Source organism: Photobacterium salinisoli (genome assembly GCF_003614885.1).
GTDB lineage: Bacteria > Pseudomonadota > Gammaproteobacteria > Enterobacterales > Vibrionaceae > Photobacterium > Photobacterium salinisoli.
In genome coordinates, this window is sequence record NZ_QZMS01000007.1 from 989849 (window position 1) to 1013587 (window position 23739).

18 protein-coding genes are annotated in these 23739 nt (G+C 48.6%); 5 read left to right on the top strand and 13 right to left on the bottom strand.

Features of this window, described 5'->3' with window-relative positions; all coding sequences use genetic code 11:
- Positions 1-30: 30 nt before the first annotated feature.
- Positions 31-1413 carry an aspartate aminotransferase family protein gene (locus D6M16_RS05150; protein ID WP_120510868.1) on the bottom strand — a complete coding sequence of 461 codons (1383 nt, stop codon included), beginning with the start codon at positions 1411-1413 and terminating at the stop codon, positions 31-33.
- On the bottom strand, positions 1410-2546 hold the full coding sequence (gene phnW / locus D6M16_RS05155) for a 2-aminoethylphosphonate--pyruvate transaminase (RefSeq protein WP_120510869.1): 1137 nt from the start codon (positions 2544-2546) through the stop codon (positions 1410-1412). The genes D6M16_RS05150 and phnW overlap by 4 nt, the downstream gene beginning before the upstream one ends.
- A 264-nt stretch (positions 2547-2810) precedes the next feature.
- Between phnW and D6M16_RS05160 the strand changes: the two genes are divergently transcribed.
- The 4 genes from D6M16_RS05160 to phnR all read left to right on the top strand — a co-directional run bounded on the left by D6M16_RS05160 (position 2811) and on the right by phnR (position 7569).
- The gene (locus D6M16_RS05160; protein WP_120510870.1) at positions 2811-3824 is read left to right on the top strand and encodes a putative 2-aminoethylphosphonate ABC transporter substrate-binding protein; all 1014 of its coding nucleotides are present in this window, start codon (positions 2811-2813) and stop codon (positions 3822-3824) included.
- A gap of 156 nt (positions 3825-3980) precedes the next feature.
- On the top strand, positions 3981-5057 hold the full coding sequence (locus D6M16_RS05165) for a putative 2-aminoethylphosphonate ABC transporter ATP-binding protein (RefSeq protein ID WP_120510871.1): 1077 nt from the start codon (positions 3981-3983) through the stop codon (positions 5055-5057).
- Positions 5058-5070: 13 nt separating this feature from the next.
- A complete protein-coding gene (locus D6M16_RS05170; protein ID WP_120510872.1) occupies positions 5071-6801 on the top strand; it encodes a putative 2-aminoethylphosphonate ABC transporter permease subunit in 1731 nt (576 codons plus the stop codon).
- A 69-nt stretch (positions 6802-6870) separates the two neighbouring features.
- Positions 6871-7569, top strand: a complete 699-nt coding sequence (gene phnR, locus D6M16_RS05175) for a phosphonate utilization transcriptional regulator PhnR (RefSeq protein WP_120510873.1) — start codon at positions 6871-6873, stop codon at positions 7567-7569.
- Between the two features lie 125 nt (positions 7570-7694).
- On the opposite strand, the gene D6M16_RS05180 is transcribed toward phnR, so the two are convergent.
- The 4 genes from D6M16_RS05180 to D6M16_RS05195 all read right to left on the bottom strand — a co-directional run bounded on the left by D6M16_RS05180 (position 7695) and on the right by D6M16_RS05195 (position 12009).
- Complete coding sequence (locus D6M16_RS05180) at positions 7695-8459, bottom strand: amino acid ABC transporter ATP-binding protein (protein ID WP_120511875.1); 765 nt, start codon at positions 8457-8459, stop codon at positions 7695-7697.
- 26 nt (positions 8460-8485) lie between these two features.
- A complete protein-coding gene (locus tag D6M16_RS05185; RefSeq protein WP_120511876.1) occupies positions 8486-9577 on the bottom strand; it encodes an amino acid ABC transporter permease in 1092 nt (363 codons plus the stop codon).
- A gap of 14 nt (positions 9578-9591) precedes the next feature.
- The gene (locus D6M16_RS05190) at positions 9592-10779 is read right to left on the bottom strand and encodes an amino acid ABC transporter permease (RefSeq protein ID WP_120511877.1); all 1188 of its coding nucleotides are present in this window, start codon (positions 10777-10779) and stop codon (positions 9592-9594) included.
- Between the two features lie 180 nt (positions 10780-10959).
- Positions 10960-12009 carry an amino acid ABC transporter substrate-binding protein gene (locus D6M16_RS05195; protein WP_120510874.1) on the bottom strand — a complete coding sequence of 350 codons (1050 nt, stop codon included), beginning with the start codon at positions 12007-12009 and terminating at the stop codon, positions 10960-10962.
- A 597-nt stretch (positions 12010-12606) separates the two neighbouring features.
- On the opposite strand from D6M16_RS05195, the gene D6M16_RS05200 reads away from it, so the two are divergent.
- Positions 12607-13914, top strand: coding sequence for an oligosaccharide flippase family protein (locus D6M16_RS05200; RefSeq protein ID WP_120510875.1), 1308 nt, complete (start codon positions 12607-12609; stop codon positions 13912-13914).
- 70 nt (positions 13915-13984) lie between these two features.
- Here D6M16_RS05200 and D6M16_RS05205 read toward each other — a convergent pair whose 3' ends face one another.
- The 7 genes from D6M16_RS05205 to D6M16_RS05235 form a co-directional block, all read right to left on the bottom strand.
- On the bottom strand, positions 13985-16741 hold the full coding sequence (locus tag D6M16_RS05205) for an immune inhibitor A domain-containing protein (protein WP_120510876.1): 2757 nt from the start codon (positions 16739-16741) through the stop codon (positions 13985-13987).
- Between the two features lie 93 nt (positions 16742-16834).
- Entirely contained in the window at positions 16835-17104 is a 270-nt protein-coding gene (locus D6M16_RS05210) for a hypothetical protein (protein WP_120510877.1), read from the bottom strand.
- A 605-nt stretch (positions 17105-17709) separates the two neighbouring features.
- Complete coding sequence (locus D6M16_RS05215; protein ID WP_120510878.1) at positions 17710-18084, bottom strand: GFA family protein; 375 nt, start codon at positions 18082-18084, stop codon at positions 17710-17712.
- A gap of 62 nt (positions 18085-18146) precedes the next feature.
- Entirely contained in the window at positions 18147-18590 is a 444-nt protein-coding gene (locus D6M16_RS05220) for a GNAT family N-acetyltransferase (protein ID WP_120510879.1), read from the bottom strand.
- A gap of 95 nt (positions 18591-18685) precedes the next feature.
- Positions 18686-20062: a hypothetical protein gene (locus tag D6M16_RS05225; RefSeq protein ID WP_120510880.1), complete on the bottom strand. Its 1377-nt coding sequence runs from the start codon at positions 20060-20062 to the stop codon at positions 18686-18688.
- Between the two features lie 217 nt (positions 20063-20279).
- Entirely contained in the window at positions 20280-21680 is a 1401-nt protein-coding gene (locus D6M16_RS05230; RefSeq protein ID WP_120510881.1) for a peptide MFS transporter, read from the bottom strand.
- A 417-nt stretch (positions 21681-22097) separates the two neighbouring features.
- Positions 22098-23507 (bottom strand): FAD-dependent oxidoreductase, encoded by a 1410-nt coding sequence (locus D6M16_RS05235; RefSeq protein ID WP_120510882.1) that lies wholly within the window; start codon positions 23505-23507, stop codon positions 22098-22100.
- Between the last annotated feature and the right edge of the window lie 232 nt (positions 23508-23739).

Genomic DNA, 23739 nt, shown 5'->3' on the forward strand with positions numbered 1-23739 from the left:
GGCCTGTCGCTTCAGGCTCTGACTCAATGGTTAATTAACATGCTTGCACACAGATTCAATTGCGTCTTCCAGCCAGTCCATGGCCAGCGCCAGCTCTTCTCTGGCAATAATCAAAGGCGGGCTAAGTTGTAATACATTTCCCTGAGAAACTTTAAAGCTCAGTCCGCGTGCCAGACAGTGGTACATCACCTGCTCTGCCGCGTCATAGGCGCGTACTTTTGTTTCCCTGTCTTCAACCAGCTCAATGCCCCACAGCAGACCGATACCGCGGATATCACCTATGATTGGCAACCGCGCCTTCATGGCCTCCAGCCTCTCAGCCATGTACACCGCATCACGACGGACTTTTTGCAGCAATTGCTGCTGTTCGATGACCCGGATGGTGGCTAACGCCGCCGCGCAGCCTATCGGGCTCTTCTCGTGGGTGTAATGGCCCAGCGAAACCTGAGTCGCTGTGTTGTACCTGTCTTTCGTCAGCATGGCTGCCATTGGCACGACGCCGCCGCCCAGCCCCTTGCCGATGCAAAGTATGTCCGGTTCGATACCGAATGCCTGGTGTGTAAACCAGTGGCCGGTCCGGCCCATCCCATTGGGGATGTCATCAATAATCAGCAGCACATTGTGGCGATCACAAATGTCCCGGACGCGCTGCCAATAGGCCTGGCTGGGCACCTGAACATCGGTATTCCGCACCCCTTCTGCGATGAAGGCACCAATCCCGCCTTCTTTCTCAATCACGTATTCCAGATAATCGGCGTAATGCACATCTGAGTCATCATCACGCGGGAAAGCGCCCCGATAGCGAACCGGCGGTGGGATACGTTCAACCCCGGCCATCAGTGGCCCCATACCTTCTCGAAAGCAAGCTTCTCCACCCACAGAAATCGCATCCAGCGATGCGCCGTGAAATGCATCCCAGAGGGACACCACTTTGGGATTGCCTGTAATACGGCGAGCCAGCTTCAGTGCCATGCCTACCACGGATGTGCCTCCCGGCGCGAACAGCACCCGGTTCAGCTCACCGCCGGCAATGCGGGTCAGTTCACGGGCACAGTCAACGGCGCTCTGGTGCGTGAAACGACGGGGGGCGAATGGCAGTTTGGCTAACTGGGTCTGAATGGCAGCCAGTATCTCCGGGTGGCCGTAACCCAGCTGATGGACATTGTTGCCATGAAAATCCATATAGCGTTTGCCGGCCACATCAGTCAGATAAATCCCCTCTGCACTTTCCAGGGCATCCAGACAGGGTGTCGACATGGCCTGATGCAAAAAGTACTGACTGTCTTCCTCCAGCAGTGCCTGTGTCTGCCGGTCCGAGATACTGTTTGTCCATCGTACCCGTGCAGAGGACGTATTCGTGTCTCCTTCACAGGCCAGCGCACGCTGGCTGAGATCAGTATGCAGGGACGTCATGCCTGCTCTCCGGCCGTTTGCGCTTCACTCTCCCAAAACATAGACTCGTTAATCGCCTCCAGCAGGCGCTGAATGTCGCCCGGATGAACATCACCGATATTGCCGATACGGAAACAGTCTGCATCAGAGACTTTACCCGGATAAATCACGAATCCTTTGGTTTTCAGGCATTCATAAAAGCGCCTAAAGTCATAAAACGATGAGTGCGGAGAATGAAAAGACGTAATAATGGGAGAATGAAGCGCTTTATCGAGCAGACTTTCAAAACCCAGCCGTGACATGCCAGCCACCAGCGTTTGTTGATTGGTGCGATAGCGCTGAAAGCGCGCTTCAATGCCCCCTTCCTGTTCCAGTTCGGTCAACGCCTGAGCAAACGCCCGCACTGTGTGAGTCGGTGATGTGAAGCGCCACTTGCCATGGTTGTTTTCCATACACTGCCACTGATCGTAGAGATCCAGCGACACTGAACGCGCACGTCCGTGGCATGCTTCCAACAATGAACGGCGTGCAATCACAAAGCCAAAACCTGGTACTCCCTGAATGCACTTGTTTGCTGAGCTGATCAGAAAATCGATGCCCAAATCGCCGATATCCATAGGGATACCGCCGAAACTCGACATGGCATCCAGGATCATCACTTTACCGGCCGCTTTCACTTTTTCGCATACCGCTTGTAACGGATTCAGCATGCCTGTGGTTGTTTCACAGTGCACCATAGCAACATGGGTGATAGCGGAATCGGCTGCCAGCAAACGTTCCAGCTCGTTGACGTCAGGCTGGGTTATTTCCCCTAAAGACCAGTTCACGTGCGGGATGTTCAGGCAGCATGCAATTTGTGCAATACGGGCACCGTAAGCACCATTGTTAATCACCAGTAACTTTCCGCCAGCCGGAATCACAGAGCCTAAGGTTGCCTCAACAGAGGCGGTACCGCTGCCCTGCATGAGCACACTGGTATAACCGTCGTGCGCAGTGGCCAGGGCAACCAGTTGCTGACGAATGTGCTGAACCACGCCAACATTGTAGTCATCATCCCAGGTGCACCAGTCTTTCAGCATGGCTTCCCGCACAGTTTGTGTTGTCGTCAGCGGGCCAGGCGTGAGAAGTAGATATTGATTGTCGGAGTTTGCCATTAGTTGATCTCTTTGGACTATACCAGATACGAAATCACTATAGCGATGGCAAACCCGTGCTGTAAATCCGACAGAACCAGTCTTCATAAAAGTTTAATAATGGCAACATTCGCCGATTTTCAACACAAACTTGCGCTGAATCACGATCACACAGTCCTCATGAAACTGACATCTGGCAATCATCGAACTGTCATAAATGGCACCTAGCATCTTCCGTGTCGAACCAATCTGGTACATACCACATTTACTTTTTAGGAAGGACAAATGAAAAAGACATGGCTTGTTGCACCCCTGGCGGCATTGATGGCTCTGAGCAGCACTCAGGCATTCGCCTCACAGGAACTGACGGTATACACAGCGTTCGAAACAGACATGCTGGCAAAATTCAAAACAGGATTTGAAAAAGCAAACCCGGATATCAAAATCAAATGGGTAAGGGATTCCACAGGCATCATGACGGCCAAGCTGCTGGCCGAAAAAAGCAACCCTCGCGCGGATGTTGTGTGGGGGCTGGCCGGCTCTTCAATGGCACTGCTGAAAGAAGAAGGTGTACTAAAGCCCTATCAGCCAAAGGAACTGAGCAAGATCCACAGCAATCTTATCGACCCGCAAGCCAACCCGGCCTGGTTTGGTAACGATGCCTTCTTTAATGCGGTCTGCTTCAATAAGAAAGTGGCCGAGCAACTGGGTCTGAGCAAGCCAACGAACTGGGATGACCTGCTCAAACCTGAGTACAAAGGCCACATTGCCATGCCCAACCCTGCCTCTTCCGGCACAGGTTATATGCAGGTGTCTGCCTGGCTGCAAACCATGGGTGAGCAAAAAGGCTGGGATTATATGACCAAACTGGATCAGAACATTGCTCATTACACTCACTCTGGTTCCAAGCCATGTGTCCAGGCAGGTATGGGTGAGGTTGCCATTGGTATCTCTATGGCTATTCGTGGTGCAAAACTGAAATCTCAGGGGGCACCTATCGACATCATCCTGCCTGAAGGCGGTGTTGGCTGGGAAGCCGAAGCGGTTGGTCTGGTCAACGCCCAGTCAGATGCCGCGAAGCGTCTGGTTGACTGGTCTCTGTCTAAAGAGGCAAACCAGCTGTATAACGCGTTTTACCCTGTTGTCGGCCACAAAGACGTGAACAAGCCTGTGAAGAACTACCCGAATGTTCAGCAGGCCATGGTGAAAATGGACTTCGCTAAAATGGCAGTCAGCCGTGAAGGTGTGCTGAAAACCTGGTCGGATAAATTCGACGCGAAATCTGAGCCGCGCTCTTAACCGACTCGCAATCCTTTCTCAAGAAGGCAACCACATAGGTTGCCTTTTTTGTTTATCGGCACAACCGGCTGTCTTCTTATCGTCAAGCTTCTGTCATCCAAGTGTCATTCATTCGATCTACATTTGGTATATACCAAATAGAGAAATGACGTTGCTATGGAAACCTATCTGAAAATATCACAAGTCGGTAAACAGTTTGGTCAGTTTACGGCTTTGAAAGACATTTCACTGGATATCAACAAAGGCGAATTTATCTGTTTTCTTGGCCCTTCAGGCTGTGGAAAAACCACCTTGCTGCGCGCCATCGCTGGACTGGATCTGGCCAGTGCAGGCACGATTGAACAAGCAGGTCGTGACATCACCTACCTGCCGCCAGAAAAACGGGACTTTGGTATTGTTTTCCAGTCTTACGCCCTGTTTCCTAATCTGACTGTCTATGAAAATCTGAGCCTTGGATTGCGCAATCAGGGAAAATCTGTCGCAGACACAGACAGTATCGTCAGCCAGTGGCTGGACACCATTGCCCTGCCAACAGCAGGCAATAAATACCCAAGCCAGTTATCCGGCGGACAGCAGCAGCGGGTGGCACTTGCTCGTGCCTTATCATTATCACCAGGATTGTTACTGCTTGATGAACCGCTTTCTGCCCTTGATGCAAAAGTGCGATCCCACTTACGCGAAGAGATCCGCCGCTTACAACGCAAGCTGGGTATTACGACCATTATGGTGACGCACGATCAGGAAGAAGCACTCGCGATGGCCGACCGTATCGTGGTCATGAATCACGGTTGTATCGAACAGGTCGGCACACCGCAAGAAATCTATCAGAACCCGAGTTCCCGTTTTGTCGCTGAATTTGTCGGCCAGATGAATTTCTTGCCTGCCTCAATCGTGAGTGAGCAGCAAATGCGAATCGGTGAAAGCCTGCTGCCACTTCCGGCCGCTCAATTCCAGCGCGGCGAGCAGGTAGAACTGGGACTCAGACCGGAAGATCTGCATTTTCTGCCCGCGGGTGAGAAGAGTGGCAGCAGCGTGCTGGTACGCATAGACGATCTGGAGTTTCAGGGCACTTTCATGCGTGCCGACTGCCAGCTTCAGGGGGCGCACCAATTACCGACGATCAAGGTGGATGTTCCTATCAGGGAAACGCGTCACCTTGGCCTGAGCCGAGGCAACTATCTGCAGTTGCATATTGCCGATAAGCATACCCATATCTACCGCCAAAGCCGATAAACAGGATGTCACCATGACCCAACTGACCCGACCGCTTCTTACGTCAAAGCCAGGTCTCTTACAATCCCTCATACGGCTGCGTCATCACTTTGGCCGTGACAACGTCACTCTTGCCGTACTGTTGGTGGTATTTAGTACACTGATGGCCGCCTTTATCGTCGCGCCGCTGCTTGCGATGCTGCAAAAAAGTGTACAGAACGCCGATGGTGACTTTGTCGGCCTGGCAAATTTCGCGACCTACTTTGCATCACCTGCCCTGTGGCAATCATTGCAAAATACCATCGTGATAGGTGCACTTGTCACTGCCATTGTTGGTGTGCTGGCTTTTGGTTTTGCCTTTGCCTTAACCCGCAGTTGTATGCCATTCAAAGGCGTCTTTACCGTCATCGGCTCCGCCCCTATTCTGGCGCCATCACTGTTACCTGCAATCAGTCTTATCTACCTGTTCGGTAATCAGGGCATCGCCAAAGAGATGCTGTTCGGGCACAGTATTTACGGCCCTATAGGCATTGCGATTGGCCTGGTGTTATGGACCTTCCCTCATGCTTTGATGATCATCAGTACGTCGCTGAAAACATCTGATGCCCGGCTCTACGAAGCCGCGAAAGCGCTTAATACATCCAGCGTACGCACCTTCTTTCTGGTCACTTTACCGGGCGCCAAATACGGCCTGATCAGTGCGTTGATCGTGGTATTTACCCTGGTTGTCTGCGACTTTGGTGTCCCTAAAGTCATTGGCGGCCAATACAATGTGTTGGCAACCGACATTTTCAAACAAGTGGTTGGCCAGCAAAACTTCGCCATGGGTGCTGTCACGTCCGTCATGCTGTTACTGCCCGCTTTGCTGGCCTTTGCCGGTGACCGCTGGGTACAGAAAAAACAGCAGAACCTGTTCGATGCCCGCTCAGTGGCTTACCAGCCTGAACCACACCGCATTCGTGACGGCATGTGTTTGCTGTTCTGCTCACTGATCTCACTGGCAATTCTGAGTGTCATTGCCATGGCCGTGTACGGTTCTTTGGTTACATTCTGGCCCTGGAACACCGCATTGAGCCTGAACAACTACAACTTTGCCGAATTCAGCACCTATGGCTGGGCACCGTATTTCAATTCACTGAAACTGGCTGGGATGGTCGCTCTGGCAGGCACTTTGGTGATTTTTACCTGTGCCTACTGCATTGAAAAAGGACAAAGCTTCGCCCCACTGCGTAACCTGCTGCAAATGCTGGCGATTCTGCCGATGGCGGTACCGGGAATGGTGCTAGGACTGGGCTACATCTTTTTCTTCAACCACAGCGACAATCCGCTGTCATGGGTTTACGGCACACTGACCATACTGGTGGTCAATACCATTACTCACTACTACACAGTCGGCCATATGACGGCAGTGACAGCGTTGAAGCAGCTGCCGGGAGAAATCGAAGCGATCTCTGCATCGCTCAACATTGCTCAGTTCAAGACATTCTTTAAAGTCACTGTTCCTGTGTGTACCCCTGCCATTTTAGACATTGCGACATATTTGTTTGTGAATGCGATGACCACCACGTCGGCCATTGTTTTTCTGTACGCCTCAGACACTATGCCAGCCTCCGTGTCTGTCCTGAATATGGATGATGCCGGTCAGACCGGACCTGCCGCCGCGATGGCAGTCATGATCCTCTTGACGGCGGCGGCAGTGAAACTCATGCATCTCGGTGCAAACCGCCTGAGTGATAAATACACCCAAGCCTGGCGTAACCGCTAATGACTCTGTGAAAACAGACTTTATAATAGCTAACCAGTTGAACCCTGGTCGGCAATGGGAAGGATTAACGTGCAATATATAAGAATCATGGAAGCCATCAATGAACAGATTGATGCCGGGCTTCTGGCAGGCGGACACAAACTGCCTGCTGAACGTAAGTTGGCGGAGTCTTTCAACACAACGCGAGTCACTTTGCGCGAATCGCTGGCCTTGCTCGAAGCCGAAGGTAAGCTGTATCGGGAAGATCGCCGGGGCTGGTTTGTCTCACCGGTGCCGCTCTTGTACGATCCGACCTACACCACAGATTTTCCGGCCATGGCCAAAGCGCAAGGTCGCGAAGCACGTTCTGATCTGCTCTCTGCCAAACGTGTTCCTGCCAGCCGGCGCGCAGCCTCGCTGCTGAATGTCAAACCACTGACCGAAGTGTACCGTATCGACCGGCTGCGATTTCTCGATAATCGTCCGGTCGTGGTGGTCACGAATTTTATCTCGCCCACCCATTTCCCTGATTTGTTTGAACACAATATCACCGACTCGCTCACGACTACGTACCGTGAGCAATACGGTGTCATTTATTCCAAGACCCGGTTCCGGGTTCGTTCTACCTCCCTGATGGCAGAAACCGCCCACCACCTTAGGGCAACATCCGGTACGCCTGCCATGTTTGTCGAACGGGTGAACTACGACCAAAGCGGCAACCTGATTGACTGCGATTTAGAATACTGGCGTCACGACGCGATTTTGATTGAATCAACGGCGACGATTTAACGTTTTGCCCGCCAGCGCGTTACACCCAATGCTCTTTTGCTGACAAAAAATGAAAAATGGCGCCTGAAAAGGCGCCATAACATATGTTCACTCCACCATGCGAATACCGCATAAATGATGAAAAATCAGTGAATGATCTGCTGCAGAAAATTTTGCGTGCGGTCAAACTGCGGATTACTGAAGAACTCCTCCGGGGCATTCTGCTCAATAATTTCACCGGCATCCATAAAAATAACCCGGTCCGCCACTTCACGGGCAAAACCCATTTCGTGTGTCACACACAGCATGGTCATGCCGTCTTCAGCCAGCTCAACCATCACATCCAGCACCTCACGCACCATTTCCGGATCAAGCGCGGAGGTCGGCTCATCAAACAGCATGATTTGCGGCTCCATGCACAGGGAGCGGGCAATCGCAACACGCTGCTGCTGACCACCGGACAACTGACCCGGAAACTTGTGTGCCTGTTCTGCAATCCGTACCCGCTCCAGGTACTTCATTGCCAGGGCTTCAGCTTCTTTCTGCGATTTTTTCTTTACCCACATCTGCGCCAGCGTACAGTTTTCCAGCACACTCAGGTGGGGAAACAAATTGAAGTGCTGGAAACACATACCCACTTCACGGCGCACCAGCTCGATATTTTTCAGATCGTCCTTCAACTCCGTACCGGCAACAACGATGTCACCGCGCTGGTGTTCTTCCAAATGGTTAATACAGCGAATCATGGTCGATTTACCCGAGCCGGAAGGCCCGCAGATCACAATTTTTTCGCCCTTTTTCACATCCAGGTTAATATTTTTCAACACATGGAATTCACCATACCATTTGTTGACATTTTTCAGACGGATGACAGGTTCTTTATCCGAACTCTGGTTCACTTTTTCAATCATAGACATCCTAACTTCCTTGTAATTGATCAATGCCCGGTATGGAGTTTGTTTTCCAGATAAAGGCTGTAGCGCGACATTCCGAAGCACATCACCCAGAAAATGAAGGCCGCAAATAAATAACTTTCCGTTGAGAATCCGAGCCAGGCCGGATCACTGTTCGCCGACTGAGCAATCCCCAGCACATCGAACATACCGATAATCAGCACCAGGCTGGTATCTTTGAGCAAGGCAATAAAGGTATTAACGATCGACGGAATACTGACTTTCAGCGCCTGTGGCAGAATGACTAAACGCATCATTTTCCAGTAGCCCAAACCCAGGGCTTCCGCCGCTTCGTACTGCCCTTTCGAGATAGACTGTAAACCGCCCCTTATCGCTTCAGCCATGTACGCCGAGTTAAAGAGCACCACGCCAATCAGTGCACGCAGTAATTTGTCAATTTCCGTTCCGCCAGAGAGGAACAACGGCAGCATGACAGACGCCATGAAAAGGACGGTAATTAATGGTACGCCACGCCAGAACTCAATATACACAGTGCTGATGCTGCGGATAACCGGCATTTTTGATCGACGCCCGAGCGCCAGCAGTACCCCAAAAGGCAGGGAAGCCAGTATACCTGTCAACGCGATGATCAGTGTGACCATCAACCCGCCCCACTGGTGCGTTTCCACGGTTTCCAGACCAGCCGCACCGCCGTGTAGCAGCATGGCTGACAAAACGGGAAATGGGATCAGAGTGATCAGTAATGCCCATTTTTTATAGGGGATACGATCGACCAGCAACCACAGGATTAACCCTGCTGTGGCTGCAAAAAACACCACAGGTCGCCAGATTTCTGATTCAGGATAAAAGCCAAACATGAACTGTTCGAACCGCGCCTGAATAAACACCCAGCATGCACCTTCCCGGGAACAGGCATCACGCGTTGAGCCAATGAAATCCGCATCCAGCACGGCCCATTGGAAAATCTGCTCAGCCCAGGTAACAACCAGCCAGAGCAAAACCAGTGTGACCACTGTATTGACCGGACCGGCAAACAGGTTTTTGCGTAACCAGCCGCTCACGCCCGTTAACTTTGCCGGCGGGGCTTCTGAGGGCGTAAAATCAAATGTTTTCATCATGCTACCTCTTACTACCTTTCCACCAGCGCAATCTTGCGGTTGTACATGTTCATCAAAAGTGACGTCAGCAAACTCAGCGCCAGATACACTGCCATTGTCATTGCAATTATCTCAATAGCCTGCCCTGTCTGATTCAGTGTCGTACCGGCAAACACGGACACCAGGTCCGGATACCCTATCGCCATCGCCAGCGAAGAGTTTTTGACCAGGTTCAGATACTGGCTGGTCAGAGGCGGCACAATGACACGCAATGCCTGCGGGATAACAATCAATCTGAGCGTATGCGAATTCTTCAGCCCCAATGAGTGTGCCGCTTCCGTCTGCCCATGACTGACAGCCATGATCCCTGAACGAACAATTTCAGCGATAAACGAAGCGGTATAAATGCTCAGTGCAACCAGTAAAGCAAACAGCTCAGGCATAACGGAAATACCGCCCCGAAAGTTGAAACCTTTCAGCTCAGGGTATTCCAGTGATACCGGCTGTCCCGACAAAAAATACGTCAGCACAGGCAAGACCAGCAGCATACCGAGTGAATAGCGCCAGGTCGGACGCTGCTCCCCCGTGGCCTTTTGATGCCGGCTGGCCCGCATATGGACGGCCACACCCGCGATCACACTGATCACAACAGCAGCAAGCACCATCCAGGCGCCTTGCTCATATACGGGTGCAGGCACATACAGACCACGAACATTCAGGAACGCGGCTTCACCCAATGACAATGATTGTCTTGGCGAAGGTAAAGCACGCAGAACAACGAAATACCAGAAAAGAATTTGCAGCAATAGCGGCACATTTCGGAATACTTCGATATACACCGCAGCCAGGCGGCTTAACAACCAGTTTTTTGATAAGCGGGCAATGCCAACAACAAAACCCAGTGCTGTTGCCAGCACTATGCCAAGAATACCGACCAATGCCGTATTCAGTAATCCAACAAGAAAAGTCCGGCCGTAGCTATATGTCTCGTCATAGTCAATGAGCGACATACCAATGCCGAAGCCAGCGGTTTGATCGAGAAAATCAAAACCGGTCGCTATTCCCCTCTGCGCTAAATTATCCAGTGCATTGCTGACAACAGTGTATAAAAACACACCGATAGCCAGAATAAGCAGCGACTGGAAAAAAACGGCGCGAGCGCCCGGATGATAAATTAAAGAACGGAGGTTCAAAGAAGGTGTTTCAGAAACGGTGGCCATTTTTTTGCCCGACGTTTCATTCTTTTTGTCTTTTTCGGTGACAGCATCGAATTCAACTTCACTCAGTGCCATACAACTACCCTGTTAAGCCAATGGATTCCCATCTTTTCATCTTGAATGAAAAGCTGTTCCAATCAGGCGGGGAAATATCCCCGCCATGTATTGAATGTTAACCGGTAATTAACGCACTGGTGGCGCGTACATAATCCCGCCGTCTTTCCAGAGGGCATTAAGACCACGTGCAATTTTCAGTGGCGAGCCTGCGCCTACATTTCGCTCAAAACTGTCGCCATAGTTACCCACTTGCTTGATAACCTGATAAGACCAATCGTCAGCAAGACTCAGACCGGCACCTTTAGGACCATCAAGACCTAAAATGCGGCGTACGGTTGGATCGGTCGATTTCAGTTTGGCATCGACATTGCTTTGATTAATCCCGTACTCTTCGGCATTCACCATCACGCTCAGTGTCCACTTCACGATGTTGAACCATTTGTCATCGCCCTGACGTACAACCGGCCCTAAAGGTTCTTTTGAAATCACTTCAGGCAACACAACCGCTGACGATGGGTTAGCCAGTTTGATACGCAGTGAATATAGCTGAGACTGATCTGAGGTCAGCACGTCGCAACGCCCGGCTTCGAAGCCTTTCACCGTCTGATCGGAAGTATCAAATACGACGGGCTTAAAGCTCATGCCGTTAGTACGGAAGTAATCCGCCAGATTCAGCTCTGTTGTGGTGCCGGACTGAATACAGACTGACGCCCCATCCAGTTCCTTCGCAGATTTCACCCCTAAATCTTTACTGACCATAAAACCCTGGCCGTCATAATAGTTAACACCGACAAAATTCAACCCCAGGGCTGTATCACGTTGCAGTGTCCATGTCGTATTACGAGACAGCACATCCACTTCGCCAGATTGCAGCGCGGTAAAACGCTCTTTGGCCGTCAGCGGAATATATTGCACTTTGTCGGCATCTTTCAGAACAGCTGACGCAACGGCACGGCAGAATTCAACATCAATACCTTCCCAGTTCCCTTTGGCGTCGGTATTTGAAAAACCCGGCAGCCCAGTGCTGACACCGCACTTAAGCACACCGGCTTGTTTAACTTTATCCAATGTTTCAGAGCCTGAAGCCATTTCGGCATGAGCGCCTGCAGAAATACCTGCCAGCATCAGCGATGAAGCAATTAAAGAAGCTGAAAAAAGGGTTCTTTTGTTTTTCATAAAGACTTCCTGTCTGTTGTGTTGACTAACCTGAATGGTTATTTGTGCTGTTTTAATATTTGTAAATCGCCATCATGTCTTGCAGTTGCATATGATGATGATCCCATTCTTTATGCTGGTTTATGCATAAATAACCGCACTAACTCAGCATTTTCATACGATAGGTAATCCATCGCATCCTTATTTAACATTCTTATAGCATTTGACATGCCAAAACACCGACAAGATCTCATTCAACTTCATTTGGGTTTATTATCTGAACATTAATTTAAAAGGCAGGATAAAAAACCACAAAAGAGATAAAAACAAAGATGATAAAAATATTAATAATTTTGATATTTTCAAAGTGCACTTTAATTGTGCATTGACTGCACATTTTGCGTATAAACAATGTTTTTTACTTGCACAATAACAGGGCATCCACTACTGATAACTCACCAAATATGCCCAAAAATAAACATCACCCTCTTTTTTCATTTTTTCATCGAAGCGGTCATTAAGCGTGACACATAGGTGAAAATGAACTGGTCGGGTTCTTTGTATAGTCAAACAAAGGCATAATTCATTGAGTTTTTATTTTTCACGGATACCTGATCAATGCGTTCATCGCCGGTTAATTCACACTCAGACTATTTAAAGTCAGGCAGCATCATTTTACTTTTTAGCCTGGGTCTTGGTTTCATTGCAGACTATCTGTTTAACCTGACACTCAGCCAGGCGCTTTCCAGCCATGAATATGGTGATTACAAGGTCGCTTATGCTTTCGCTACTTTAACCAGTGTGATCATCTTATTAGGCGGTGATCGGGTTGCCCCACGGGTGCTGTCCGGTGCCATTGAGAACAAAGAGCGCCACTATATTGTCTCTTTTCTGCTTTTTTATGGCGGTATCGCTATGCTGCTTTCTGCCTTGGTCATACTGGTAACTTACTTAGGCGGAGTACTTCATCTGGGGAAAACTGACGTGCTGGGCCATCACCCGCTGATGATCATCACATTTGTCATCCCTCTGATTGCCATTGGCGCTTTATTTAGTCGTGTGCTGCAATCTGCAAAATTGCTGGCAGCTTCAAACCTGCCCTGGCGGATTGCACTGCCTGCGATAAAAACCTGTCTACTGTTACTGTTAATGTCGGCGATCAGCGAGGTGGAGTATTGGCATGTCATTGCGGCCGGAGGCTTAGCCGCTGCCGCTATCGTAGCCTGGCAATGGCATAAAATTTGTCAATTAGACTTGATCAATGCTGACCAGTATGGCGTACATGCCCTTGAAAAACGCAGGCTGTTAAGCTTGTCCGTTCCTATGATGCTCGCCATGATGGTGACTATGGCTTTAAATCAAATTGATCTTTTCATGCTGGAAATTCTGGCCGATGAAAAAGAAGTCGGACACTTTGCAGCAGCGGCCACCACAGCCCATTTATTACCTGTGGCTCAAGTGACTATTGCGGGCTTATTTCTGCCACTTATTGGGCCGGCGCTTGATGACTGTCCTGAAACCGCCAAAGTTCTGTTCCGGCAGGCACAACGGCTCATTGTTATCGTGACTGTCATTCTGACCACCGCTGTGATGACTGGGGGGCCATGGTTATTAGCCTTCTTTGGCGATGATTTCGCACAGGCGGAATTCTCGCTCAATGTGCTGACAGTCGCATACAGCGTCTGGGCCATGAGTGCTTTCGCCTCAACCTGGCTGCAATATAATGGTAAAGGCCGACAAGTGATGGTTATCGGCGTGTTCACCCTGCTGACAGACACGCTTGCGAACCTGTGGTTCATCCCTGAATTCGGTATGGCGGGCGCGGCCATAGCAACCTGTCTGGCGATGTCTGTTGCTTCTGTTCTGACCTGGTATCAAATCATCATAATGAATACCGGAAAATCTCCGATCCGGATAACACACTAAATCAGGATCAAAAAAGAGCGCAACCATGAATGGCTGCGCTCAAAGCTGCAGGAGCTAAATGGGACTCTCGTTACAGGTTAACGGTTATGGCTTTAGTCGTGATACCACCGTCATTATCAATAATCTTGATCGTGACTTCATGCTGACCATAGCTCGGGAAAATCGACGTAAACACACGACCTCGTTTCACCTTACCATTTGGCAATGTCCATTCGGTATCGACAATACGGCCATCGCTGTCAGTGCTGGTTGACCACATAGTGACCCAGCGGCCCAGGTGAATATATTCCGCGCTGGCTTCTGGCAAAGCATTCGGCACCTCAACAGTGACAGTGTAACTGAAGGTGTCTGTAGCGCCTTTGTCATCGGTGACTGTCAAGCTCACAACATAACTGCCGGCTTGCTGATATTGCCAGGCTGGCGCTGCTTCGCTGCTGGTTTGGCCATTGCCGAAATCCCATTGATAGGCCGTAATCTGACCATCAGGATCAACACTCAGGTTGTTTGCCGACACTGTCAGACCATCAACATTCAGTTCAAAACTCGCGGTTGGCAATTCATTCTGCGATGCGGCTTTAGATAAGCGCACCACGCCAAACTCGTTGTTCGGACCTTGCTCAACAACATCAATCATCAGACCAAATTCAGTCAGCTTACGACCAGAATCCGGTGCCATCGGAGAGCTGTAATCTTCCGCGTCAGAGAAGTAGGCGTTACCAATCAGGCTGCTGTCTTCCAGCACATCTCCGCTGCTGTTTACCAGACGCAATGGCGCCTGATCCTGCAATGAGAATGCCGCATCGCGTACCTGGAACCGAGTCTGTGCGGCCTGGCCAGAGTCAGCCCATACCAGCGCATTCTGATCCGCATCAACAACGCCTAACCAACCCTCACCCGGGTGTTTACCCACCCAGTTGTCCGTCATCGACTCATCGACATACCAAACAATCAAGCCAGGCTCAAAAGTCATGATCTGGCCCATACGCTTGATATTCGCCAGGCCTTCATCGACACCAGTATGGCTTCGCCATTGCAGCAGGTAGTAATGCGCCGCATCGTGATAACCGTCTGACAACTTGTAGCCAGCAAAAGCAAAGCTTGAACCAGACTCGCCATTGTCAATCGCGGTAACAGTACCATCGACATCCAGCACCATATTGTCCAGATACAGGCCATCCATCGCCAGACCGCCGTCTGTCACATAATCAAAGCTCAGCGTGATGTCCTGGCCGGCATAGGCAGTCAAGTCAAACTCAGCATCAATCCAGCCATTTGAATCACCGCTAATGGCAGGTATCAGACCTGTGTTATACGGATCATCCATTGTGGTGATATTGCCGCTGATTTGCTTACCATTAACCAGAACGCGGGCAAAATCGTAGTCTTTTTCTATCTGATACCAGACTTTAAATTTCAGTATTGCTCTTTCACCCGCAGGAACAGACAGTGTACGAGTCATGCTGTTTCGCAGATCATCACCTTTGCCCGAATGGAACGCGTACTGACCTTCGAATGGTTTCAATGTCTCAATGCGTTTACTCGGCAGTGACACTTTCACCATGTTTGGTTTTTTGGTGTCTGTCGTCTGGAACAGGGTGAATTCACGTGGGGCATTTTCCAGTTCACTAATAGCAACCTGCTGATCATTAATCCATTGTCCGCCAATAGACTGCTGCAAGAATTGCTTGGCCCAGGAACTGAACGCAGTCGGCTGCGTGCCGCCGATCTTACCGGCCCAACTGCCTGAGGACATGATAGACCAATAAGAGACGGGTTCGCCCTGCCCGGTATATTGAGTGTCGTACTCATCCGGGAGTCCAAGATCGTGCCCGTATTCGTGGGCACACACACCTGCTGCGGCATCAATAGGCTGAACCGTATAATCAAAGGCAGCATACTGGCCGTTAAAGCGTCCCGGCACTGTACTCTTGGTGCCAGCGAGCACATGATACTGGCCAAGGTTGAAACGGTGCGACCAGATGGCGTCTGCGCCCAGAACACCACCGCCTGCTTCTTCGCCAACGGATGAGTGGAATATCATCAGGTGATCGATCACGCCATCGGGTTCACGATAATTACCATCACCATCGTAATCGTAGCGATCTTCTACGTCGTAGTCGGCCAGATTAATCGAAGGATCCTGAGCCAGTTGGTTCAGCGCTTCACGCACCAGTTCCTGTGCATTCAGATCGTTATCCGTTGTAGGTGAATTACCACCATAGAATGCTGCATTTTTCGATGCGCGATACCAACCGGCTGCCTGTCCCATCACCGAGTAGGAATCCCCGGACTCAGCCTCGTAAAACTGGCGCATTGATATCAGGTTTTCACCGTTTGGCCCGGTATATCCGGCCCCTGAAAACAGCAGATCCTGATAATGACCAGGTTCATAACTGTCATACAGCATCTCTGTGTGGTCTTTCGTCAGGCGGTTGTCATTCCATGGTAAATCAGGGAAATCAATTAACAGTGCCAGCACTTTATCTGTTCGCTTCTGACCAACATCCAGTGCAAAAATATTGGCTCGCTGGTTGCCTTTATTTTTCTGAATTGCTTTGAGTACTTTGGCTCTTTTTTCTAAGGCCTGTTTACCGAACTGCGCATCCCCTTTAAAACCTGAACGTATTTTATTATCCAGATATTTATCCAGTGCATGACGTTTCTGCTCATCAGAAGCATCGGCTTCAACAACGCCGTTTCTGACCAGCATTTCAATGAGTTTATCTTCATTAACGACGCCCATATCAGCGGGTGTATGTGCATAGCCACTGCCGCTAAATAAAGTGAACATTGCTGAAGCCAGCAATGTTTTCTTCATATGTTTCATTTACTGTCCTTATTTATTATTTCCATCGTGAAGCTGTCAAAAACCCGGCAGAGCACATTGTGCTCTGCGGTTAACAACATATTTAATTAGGTATTATTCTGGTGAAATACACGTTTTTTTAGTGTCATTCATCGTGTCTGGTTGCTTGGTTGTGTCATTTTCTTTTTGCTTTTTATCTTTCATTGTCGCTTTACGCTGCAAGTAAATTCGCAAAGCCTCCTGCTTTTCCTCGTATGAGAGCCCTTTGCAAATAATGCCTTGCTCTTCCAATGCACGAAGTAATCTCTCATCGTCCGGCTGTACCTGAGCGAGAGCTATCAGTGGACAAAACCACAAAATGATGAATAACCATGCACGTTTCATGATTGACCTCTACGCATGTAAACAATCTGTAACAAACTATATGCAACGATATTGCCCATCAATATGACAAAACGACATGTTTGACTTAAGATCACAGCTTAAACATAAACAGTAAACTCTCCATAACAAACAAATCATCTAAATATCAATTATTTAGTCAAACAAACAGCATAGATAACCAACAGATCTATCATTAATTAAAGCTCATTTTGAACAACAGCTCCTTTCGTTCGAGCAATAATCACCTTCATTTTTATATCGTTATAATAAAAAACAGCAATACAGGTCGGATCTGTATGCATTTATATTCTAAAGCATCGTGTAACTATTTTGATTGGTTTATTTGACATGAGTCGAAAAAATGCTTCTATCACTATCAATAAGCGAAAAATGAATGAATACCAGTGAATTACGCTGCCATTTTAATTGAGTCTTTGACCAACAAAGAATATTTAAGGCCTGCAATAAGCAGCGACGCAACATGATTAAAAAAACAACGGTGATAAGATGTGTATAGCCGCGAAAGAAAAGATTAGAGAAAGTGTATTATTTGAACAAAAAAGAATCACCTCACTCTGAATAAGTGAGGTGATTAAAAGAAGGTTTTAGCGATCGGCGGGATGATTCACACCGTCATTAACCGGCACATTATCCAATTCGAAAGGATTTACGCCTTCAAGACAGGCAATATTAAAGCCATATTGTTCCGGATTAGATCGGCGCTGATGGTGAGTGTAGATACCGCAGACCGAGCAAAAATAATGTTTCGCTGTATGGGTATTAAACTGATAAAGACTGAGTTTGTCTTCACCTTTTATAATAGTAATATCATTGAGCGGGACGGAAGCCACAATCGCCCCTCGTCGGCGACACATAGAGCAGTCGCAACGCCTGGGATCAACCAACCCTTGCGGTAAAGACAGTTCCAATACCACACTGCCACAGTGGCAGCTTGCTCTGTGCACAGGTTTGATAACCATTCAAACACTCCCTTGTTATGTTTCGGTCACTGTGTCATCAGTCACAGCACACAATTTAAACATCAGTGTGAGCCGATCGGCAGGACAAATTTATACGAGTCATGATGAAAACCGGCATTGACGTAAAAATCATGGGTGCCCTTTCGTGACACTGAACTGGTGACTTCAATACAGGCACAGTCACGTTCCGCCGCTTTGATTCTGGCATATTCAAGCAGCTCTGAGCCTATCCCTTTACTTCTGTGCAGTTCATCAACCACCATAGCGGTGATACGGGCATAGCGCGCAGCCGCAGGAAAATAGTCAAAAAAAATCAGCGATATTACCGCCACTAACTGATCGTTAATTTCAGCGACTGTGATCAGTTCAGAATCGGAATCAGCAAGATAAATCATTGTCTCAATACGCCCCTGCTCGGTGTCATAACCCAGCTGGGCCAACAAACGTGTGAGCGCAGGTGTATCGGCAGGCGTTGCAGGACGGATGTAAAGCTGAGGTGAATACATGAAGAAATCCTTTCAATGAAGTGGGAACTCGGACTCGGTTTTCCATACCTTACCCCAGTTCCCACATCATCGTCATGCCGTTCAAGATGAAAGGTTTATTGCCAATGCTTGTGTAACGCTTTCGCTAAAGCTTTGTTTTGTGTCATAAGGATATTCTGAGGATTGTCATCAACAATCTTCTGCTTCAGCAACGTCACCCCAGCCTTTGATACATCAGTATCCAGAATCATTGAGTTGTTATTGCTGAACTGAATTGTAAGGGTCTGGAAACTTTCGTTTGGATCAGATGTAAAACTCCATTCCGCTTCATAGGCATCCGACCCCATCGGATTGATCGACACGTGTGTGGCAGAAAAAAAGACGAGTTCATTGAGTTCAGGAACTGGGGGCTCTTCTTCTTTTGCTTCTGGTCCGGCAGCATCTCTCAGGAGGTACCAGATTTGCCCCGTGAAATCCTCTTGGGCCAGATCAGTGCTCCCGTTCAGATAATCCTCCTTGGATTGCCAGAACGTCAGAAACTTCTTCGAAGGATCACTATAGACATAACCCAAGGCGATATCCGGGGAAACATACACAAAGTCGATCTTCGTTTCTGGCTGAGAAGCCATTGTCACGGATGTACCTGAAACCTGATAATCCGTACCAACATGAATATATCCAATATCGCTGCTGGTAATTTTTCCATCCGTAAATGTAAACTGGTGCGGGATATCGATTGAAGCATTAAGCCACTCCAGGAATTTCACGCCCCCGTTTCCTTCCAGGAAGGGCTGGATACCTTTCACACGCTCAGACCGAGTAAACTGCCCGTTATCCTTATCAAGCGATAACGTGACGGCATCAAAATCAACCTGATTGTTTTCCAGTTCCTGAATTTTGTTTTTCAGGTTCTGAATCCAAATTTTCTGCCCTTCCAGAACGTTATCAGACAAGGTTTCACCGAGCATCGCGTGCATCGTCCGCGCATACAAATGGACTTTCTTGGCATCGGGATTTGACGATTTTAATGCCACATAATCCTGGCTGAGCAGACTGGCATCCAGATTCAGACTGGCCGCATAATCAGCAAGGCTTAGATCGTTTAAATAAGCCAGGGTCGAAAAAGGGGTCAGGATTGTCTGGCCGGCTGGCGCATAGAGTTCAGCATCCTGCCAGACAAAACCCGGGTGATCGCTGTCTAAAGATTCACCGGCAATAACTCTGGCAATTAACGGGTACTGGCTGTCGCTTTCAGAAATGGTGATTTGACCGTTACTATTGGTTTTTTCAGTGAGCAGTTCGCCTGTATTACAGTGCGCATTGCGATTTCGGTCGACACACAGTTGCGCATTCGACAAATAACCGTCGATCACCTGAACAGTGACCTTGCCGTCGAGATTCTTCCCATCGTCATCATTCTTATCTGAGTCCGACCCACCGCACCCCGATAAAATGGTTGCTGCCACCGCAACCGATAAAAGCGACTTCCTCATGCGCGCCCCTCAAAAATAAAAACTGAACAAATATCAAACAATATTCACATAGGTTATGAGTTTTCGGTGCGATATGTCCACTTGCGCATAATGACAACGTGCGTGTAATCGCATACACCGCTTGTGACGTGAATCGCATAATCAGAGGGGAAATTCAGATATAAAAAACGGGAGCCTGCTGGCTCCCGTCATACTTAGACCTGATAGCGCTTTTACATTATGCCTGTGCAGGCTTTGCGTTGGCTGGCACGTCGGTAGTGTCTGTCACCGCTTTACCTTCGGCACCATGCATCCAGCGGATCAGCTGATTTGAGAATACCACCAGAATCAAACCCGATACGGCGGCGGTAATTGCAATACCACCAAAGATGGCCAGTGGGCCGGCTTCGCCTACATGGGCGCCAACCATACCGGCAACATAGTTAGCAACCGCATTGAAGCCAAACCATACACCCATCATCAGCGACGCCAGACGCAACGGTGCAAGCTTAGTGATCATAGACAGGCCAATTGGCGACAGGCACAGCTCACCCATTGTATGGAAGAAGTAAGCCGCGACAATCCACAACATAGAGGTCTTGGCAGTCATATCGCCACCCTGCTGCATCACAGCCCCCACCATGCATACAAAACCCATCGCCAGCAAGAAAAGTGCAATGGCAAACTTGATTGGCGAGCTTGGCTCCTTAGGCCCCATTTTCACCCACAGTGCAGCCAGTAGTGGTGCCATTGTGATGATAAAGAAAGGGTTCAGAGACTGAAACCAGGCTGTAGGTACTTCAAAGCTGCCAATCATACGATCGGCATATTCCTGAGTATAAATACTCATAAGCCCGCCAGCCTGCTCGAAACCAGCCCAGAAGACAACCACGAACAGCCCCATGATCATCACCACTTTAAGGCGATCGATTTCCTTCTTCGTCAGAGGTTGTTTCTTACCGTTGTCAGACATGGCTGCAGCGCGCTTGGCAGCAGGGACTTTACCAATATTTCCCAGTAGTTTTTCCGCAAACAACATTTGAATGACAAGGCTGCATACCATACCTATGCCTGCAGCCAGAAAACCGGCTTTCCAGCCATAAGCTGTGGATGCAGAACCCGCGACAATACCTGCCAGCAAAGCCCCCAGGTTAATACCCATATAGAAAATGGTGAAGGCACCGTCACGGCGGTGATCGCCTTCAGAATACAGATCACCCACCATAGTTGAAATGTTTGGCTTAAACAGACCGTTACCAATAATCAACAATGCCAGGCCGAGATAAAAGGCGGTGGTGGCATTGGGATCAACAAGAGAATGTGGCAGTGCAAGAGTGAACTGACCTAATGCCATCAGAACACCACCTATGATAATAGAGCGGCGTTGACCTAAGAAATTGTCGGCTACCCAACCGCCGATCAAGGGTGTGATATACACCAGACCGGTATAGATACCATAGAGACTGAGCGCGTCTTCCGTTGACCAACCAAGACCACCGTTCACTGTTTTATCGGTAAGATACAACACCAGAATAGCGCGCATTGCATAGTACGAAAAACGTTCCCAAAGCTCAGTACCAAACAGCAGGAACAAGCCTTTAGGGTGTCCCATCAGGGTCCCATTTCCTTTGTTGCTCATAATTATTCTCTTCGTTGAGGTAGTTATGTATCCATAAATGCGGCTTAATTTATAAATTACAAACTAAATCACTGCAAATTTTAACAAAACCAGAACAAAATATTAACAATGCAAGTTATTGATTTATATGACAACAAAATATCCAACCAAAAATGGAAATTTACTTTTTACTGACGTGCAAGATTATAAAACCAATAAATAAAATAAGTTCAGATTTAAATACCATTTAAATCAAAATTAATAGAGTTTAAATTCAAATTATGAGGATATTAATGATTATTACATTTAGAGCTGACCGAATGGTCAAAAACCAGCCACGTTAATACCCATGCCGTGGACACATTTTTGCAACAGGGTGAATAAAAAAAGCAGGCTTATTCACCTGCTTAGTGCTTCATTCTGAAATGATGTCGTTCTTTAGACCTTATCAGCTTTACCGGCGAAGTTAGCCAATTTTGAGAGTTGTTTATCCAGCCAGTTCGGTGTTCGGTTCTCATCTTCCGCGCTTTCTTTTCGTCGTATCGCGTTTCTGACCAGAATGGCCCCCAGCCAGCGAATCGGCTCAGGTGGAAAAGAGCCTTTAGGTCCTGACGCTAATCCAGAGCGTGTCCAGTCATTGTCTTCTTCGAGCACCAGAGAAGAGAGGATTTGTCCACCGATCCAGCTCTGCACTACCCCATTACCGGAATACCCCAAGCCATACACAACAGAAGGGGTGTCCGTTAAACGGCCAAAAAAAGGCATCCCTGTGGCGGAGCGATCAGACGCACCAGTCCAGGTCGCCGCCACTGGAACTGAGTGCATCGCAGGAAAAAATCGCCGAAAAGCGGCATCAAGGATGGTTTGATAACGGCTTGGCTGATCAAAAACGGCGCTCATTCTGTTACCAAAAGAAAAATAGTTGCCACCTTTGCCGAGCATCAATCGGCCATCGGGCGTTGTGCGGTAATAATGAACAAAGGTCCGGCCATCAATCACCGACTTGCCGTCACGAAAACCCAGGTTTTTCAGAAGATCTGGGGCAGGTTCAGTGATCAACATGTCAGACGAGACCAACACCACACTGTTTTTAAATTCGGGAAGTAAAGCTGGTGTCCAGGCATTTAATGCCAGCACTACTTTATTGGCCTGTATATTCGCGCAGGGCGTCGTGATTCGCACCGGAGTGTGTTGCCGCTGAATCTCAGTCATGGGTGTGTGTTCGAAAATAGTCACTCCCATTTGCTCTGCAACACGCTTGAGGCCTCTGACAAGCAGTCCGGGCTGAACTGTCCCTGCCGCCAATGAAAAATGGCCCTCAAGATGAACATTGGATCCTGATTCAGATTGCACTTTTTCCTTTGTCCAGGGCTGCCAGGTATTGATCGTCTGCTCATCAAGCGCCGCCAATACTGGCTCTATGCCACCTAACTGAGCCCTGTTTGACGCTGTATACAAGGTACCATCCAACCGAATCTGTGCATCAATGCCATGCGTTTTACAGAAAGCCTCTATTTCATACACCGCTGCTTCAGACGCTTTCACCAATCGAATGGCTTCTGCTTCACCGTACTGTTTTTTTAAAGTCAGATACTTGGTTGACCAGGTCAGCATACAGCCGCCATTGCGACCCGATGCCCCGCTCCCGCAGAGATCTTTTTCAATCACCAGGATATCCAGAGCCGGCTGTTTCATTTTCAGCTGGATTGCCGTCCACAACCCTGTAAACCCGCCACCCACAATGCAGACATCTGTTGTTGTGTTTGCCTCTAGTTTCCTGGGTTGAATATCAGATTCGCTTTCCAGTGCTTCTTTAAACCAAAATGAGCTGTACTGTGTCGATTGCATTGCGCCACCAAGTGGTATAGACCAAAACTGTATATACTCTACGCAAACTGACTGCTCAGGCTCAATAGCAGGCAGAGCATTGACACAGAAAATTCATCTTAGGCGGGAGGTAAGCGATGGAAGTCGTCGACACAAGAATGACAATAAGCTATTGATTATGATTTTATTTTTTTCGTGAACGGGGAAAACATAAAAAATTTCATGTCTTCCCCGCGCTGTACTGATATTGCCG

Excerpts from the sequence above, each read along its gene's own strand:
- D6M16_RS05150 (WP_120510868.1), bottom strand. The coding sequence starts at position 1,413 with ATGACGTCCCTGCATACTGATCTCAGCCAGCGTGCGCTGGCCTGTGAA.
- phnW (WP_120510869.1), bottom strand. The coding sequence starts at position 2,546 with ATGGCAAACTCCGACAATCAATATCTACTTCTCACGCCTGGCCCGCTG.
- D6M16_RS05160 (WP_120510870.1), top strand. The coding sequence starts at position 2,811 with ATGAAAAAGACATGGCTTGTTGCACCCCTGGCGGCATTGATGGCTCTG.
- D6M16_RS05165 (WP_120510871.1), top strand. The coding sequence starts at position 3,981 with ATGGAAACCTATCTGAAAATATCACAAGTCGGTAAACAGTTTGGTCAG.
- D6M16_RS05170 (WP_120510872.1), top strand. The coding sequence starts at position 5,071 with ATGACCCAACTGACCCGACCGCTTCTTACGTCAAAGCCAGGTCTCTTA.
- D6M16_RS05180 (WP_120511875.1), bottom strand. The coding sequence starts at position 8,459 with ATGATTGAAAAAGTGAACCAGAGTTCGGATAAAGAACCTGTCATCCGT.
- D6M16_RS05185 (WP_120511876.1), bottom strand. The coding sequence starts at position 9,577 with ATGAAAACATTTGATTTTACGCCCTCAGAAGCCCCGCCGGCAAAGTTA.
- D6M16_RS05190 (WP_120511877.1), bottom strand. The coding sequence starts at position 10,779 with ATGGCCACCGTTTCTGAAACACCTTCTTTGAACCTCCGTTCTTTAATT.
- D6M16_RS05195 (WP_120510874.1), bottom strand. The coding sequence starts at position 12,009 with ATGAAAAACAAAAGAACCCTTTTTTCAGCTTCTTTAATTGCTTCATCG.
- D6M16_RS05200 (WP_120510875.1), top strand. The coding sequence starts at position 12,607 with ATGCGTTCATCGCCGGTTAATTCACACTCAGACTATTTAAAGTCAGGC.
- D6M16_RS05205 (WP_120510876.1), bottom strand. The coding sequence starts at position 16,741 with ATGAAACATATGAAGAAAACATTGCTGGCTTCAGCAATGTTCACTTTA.
- D6M16_RS05210 (WP_120510877.1), bottom strand. The coding sequence starts at position 17,104 with ATGAAACGTGCATGGTTATTCATCATTTTGTGGTTTTGTCCACTGATA.
- D6M16_RS05215 (WP_120510878.1), bottom strand. The coding sequence starts at position 18,084 with ATGGTTATCAAACCTGTGCACAGAGCAAGCTGCCACTGTGGCAGTGTG.
- D6M16_RS05220 (WP_120510879.1), bottom strand. The coding sequence starts at position 18,590 with ATGTATTCACCTCAGCTTTACATCCGTCCTGCAACGCCTGCCGATACA.
- D6M16_RS05225 (WP_120510880.1), bottom strand. The coding sequence starts at position 20,062 with ATGAGGAAGTCGCTTTTATCGGTTGCGGTGGCAGCAACCATTTTATCG.
- D6M16_RS05230 (WP_120510881.1), bottom strand. The coding sequence starts at position 21,680 with ATGAGCAACAAAGGAAATGGGACCCTGATGGGACACCCTAAAGGCTTG.
- D6M16_RS05235 (WP_120510882.1), bottom strand. The coding sequence starts at position 23,507 with ATGCAATCGACACAGTACAGCTCATTTTGGTTTAAAGAAGCACTGGAA.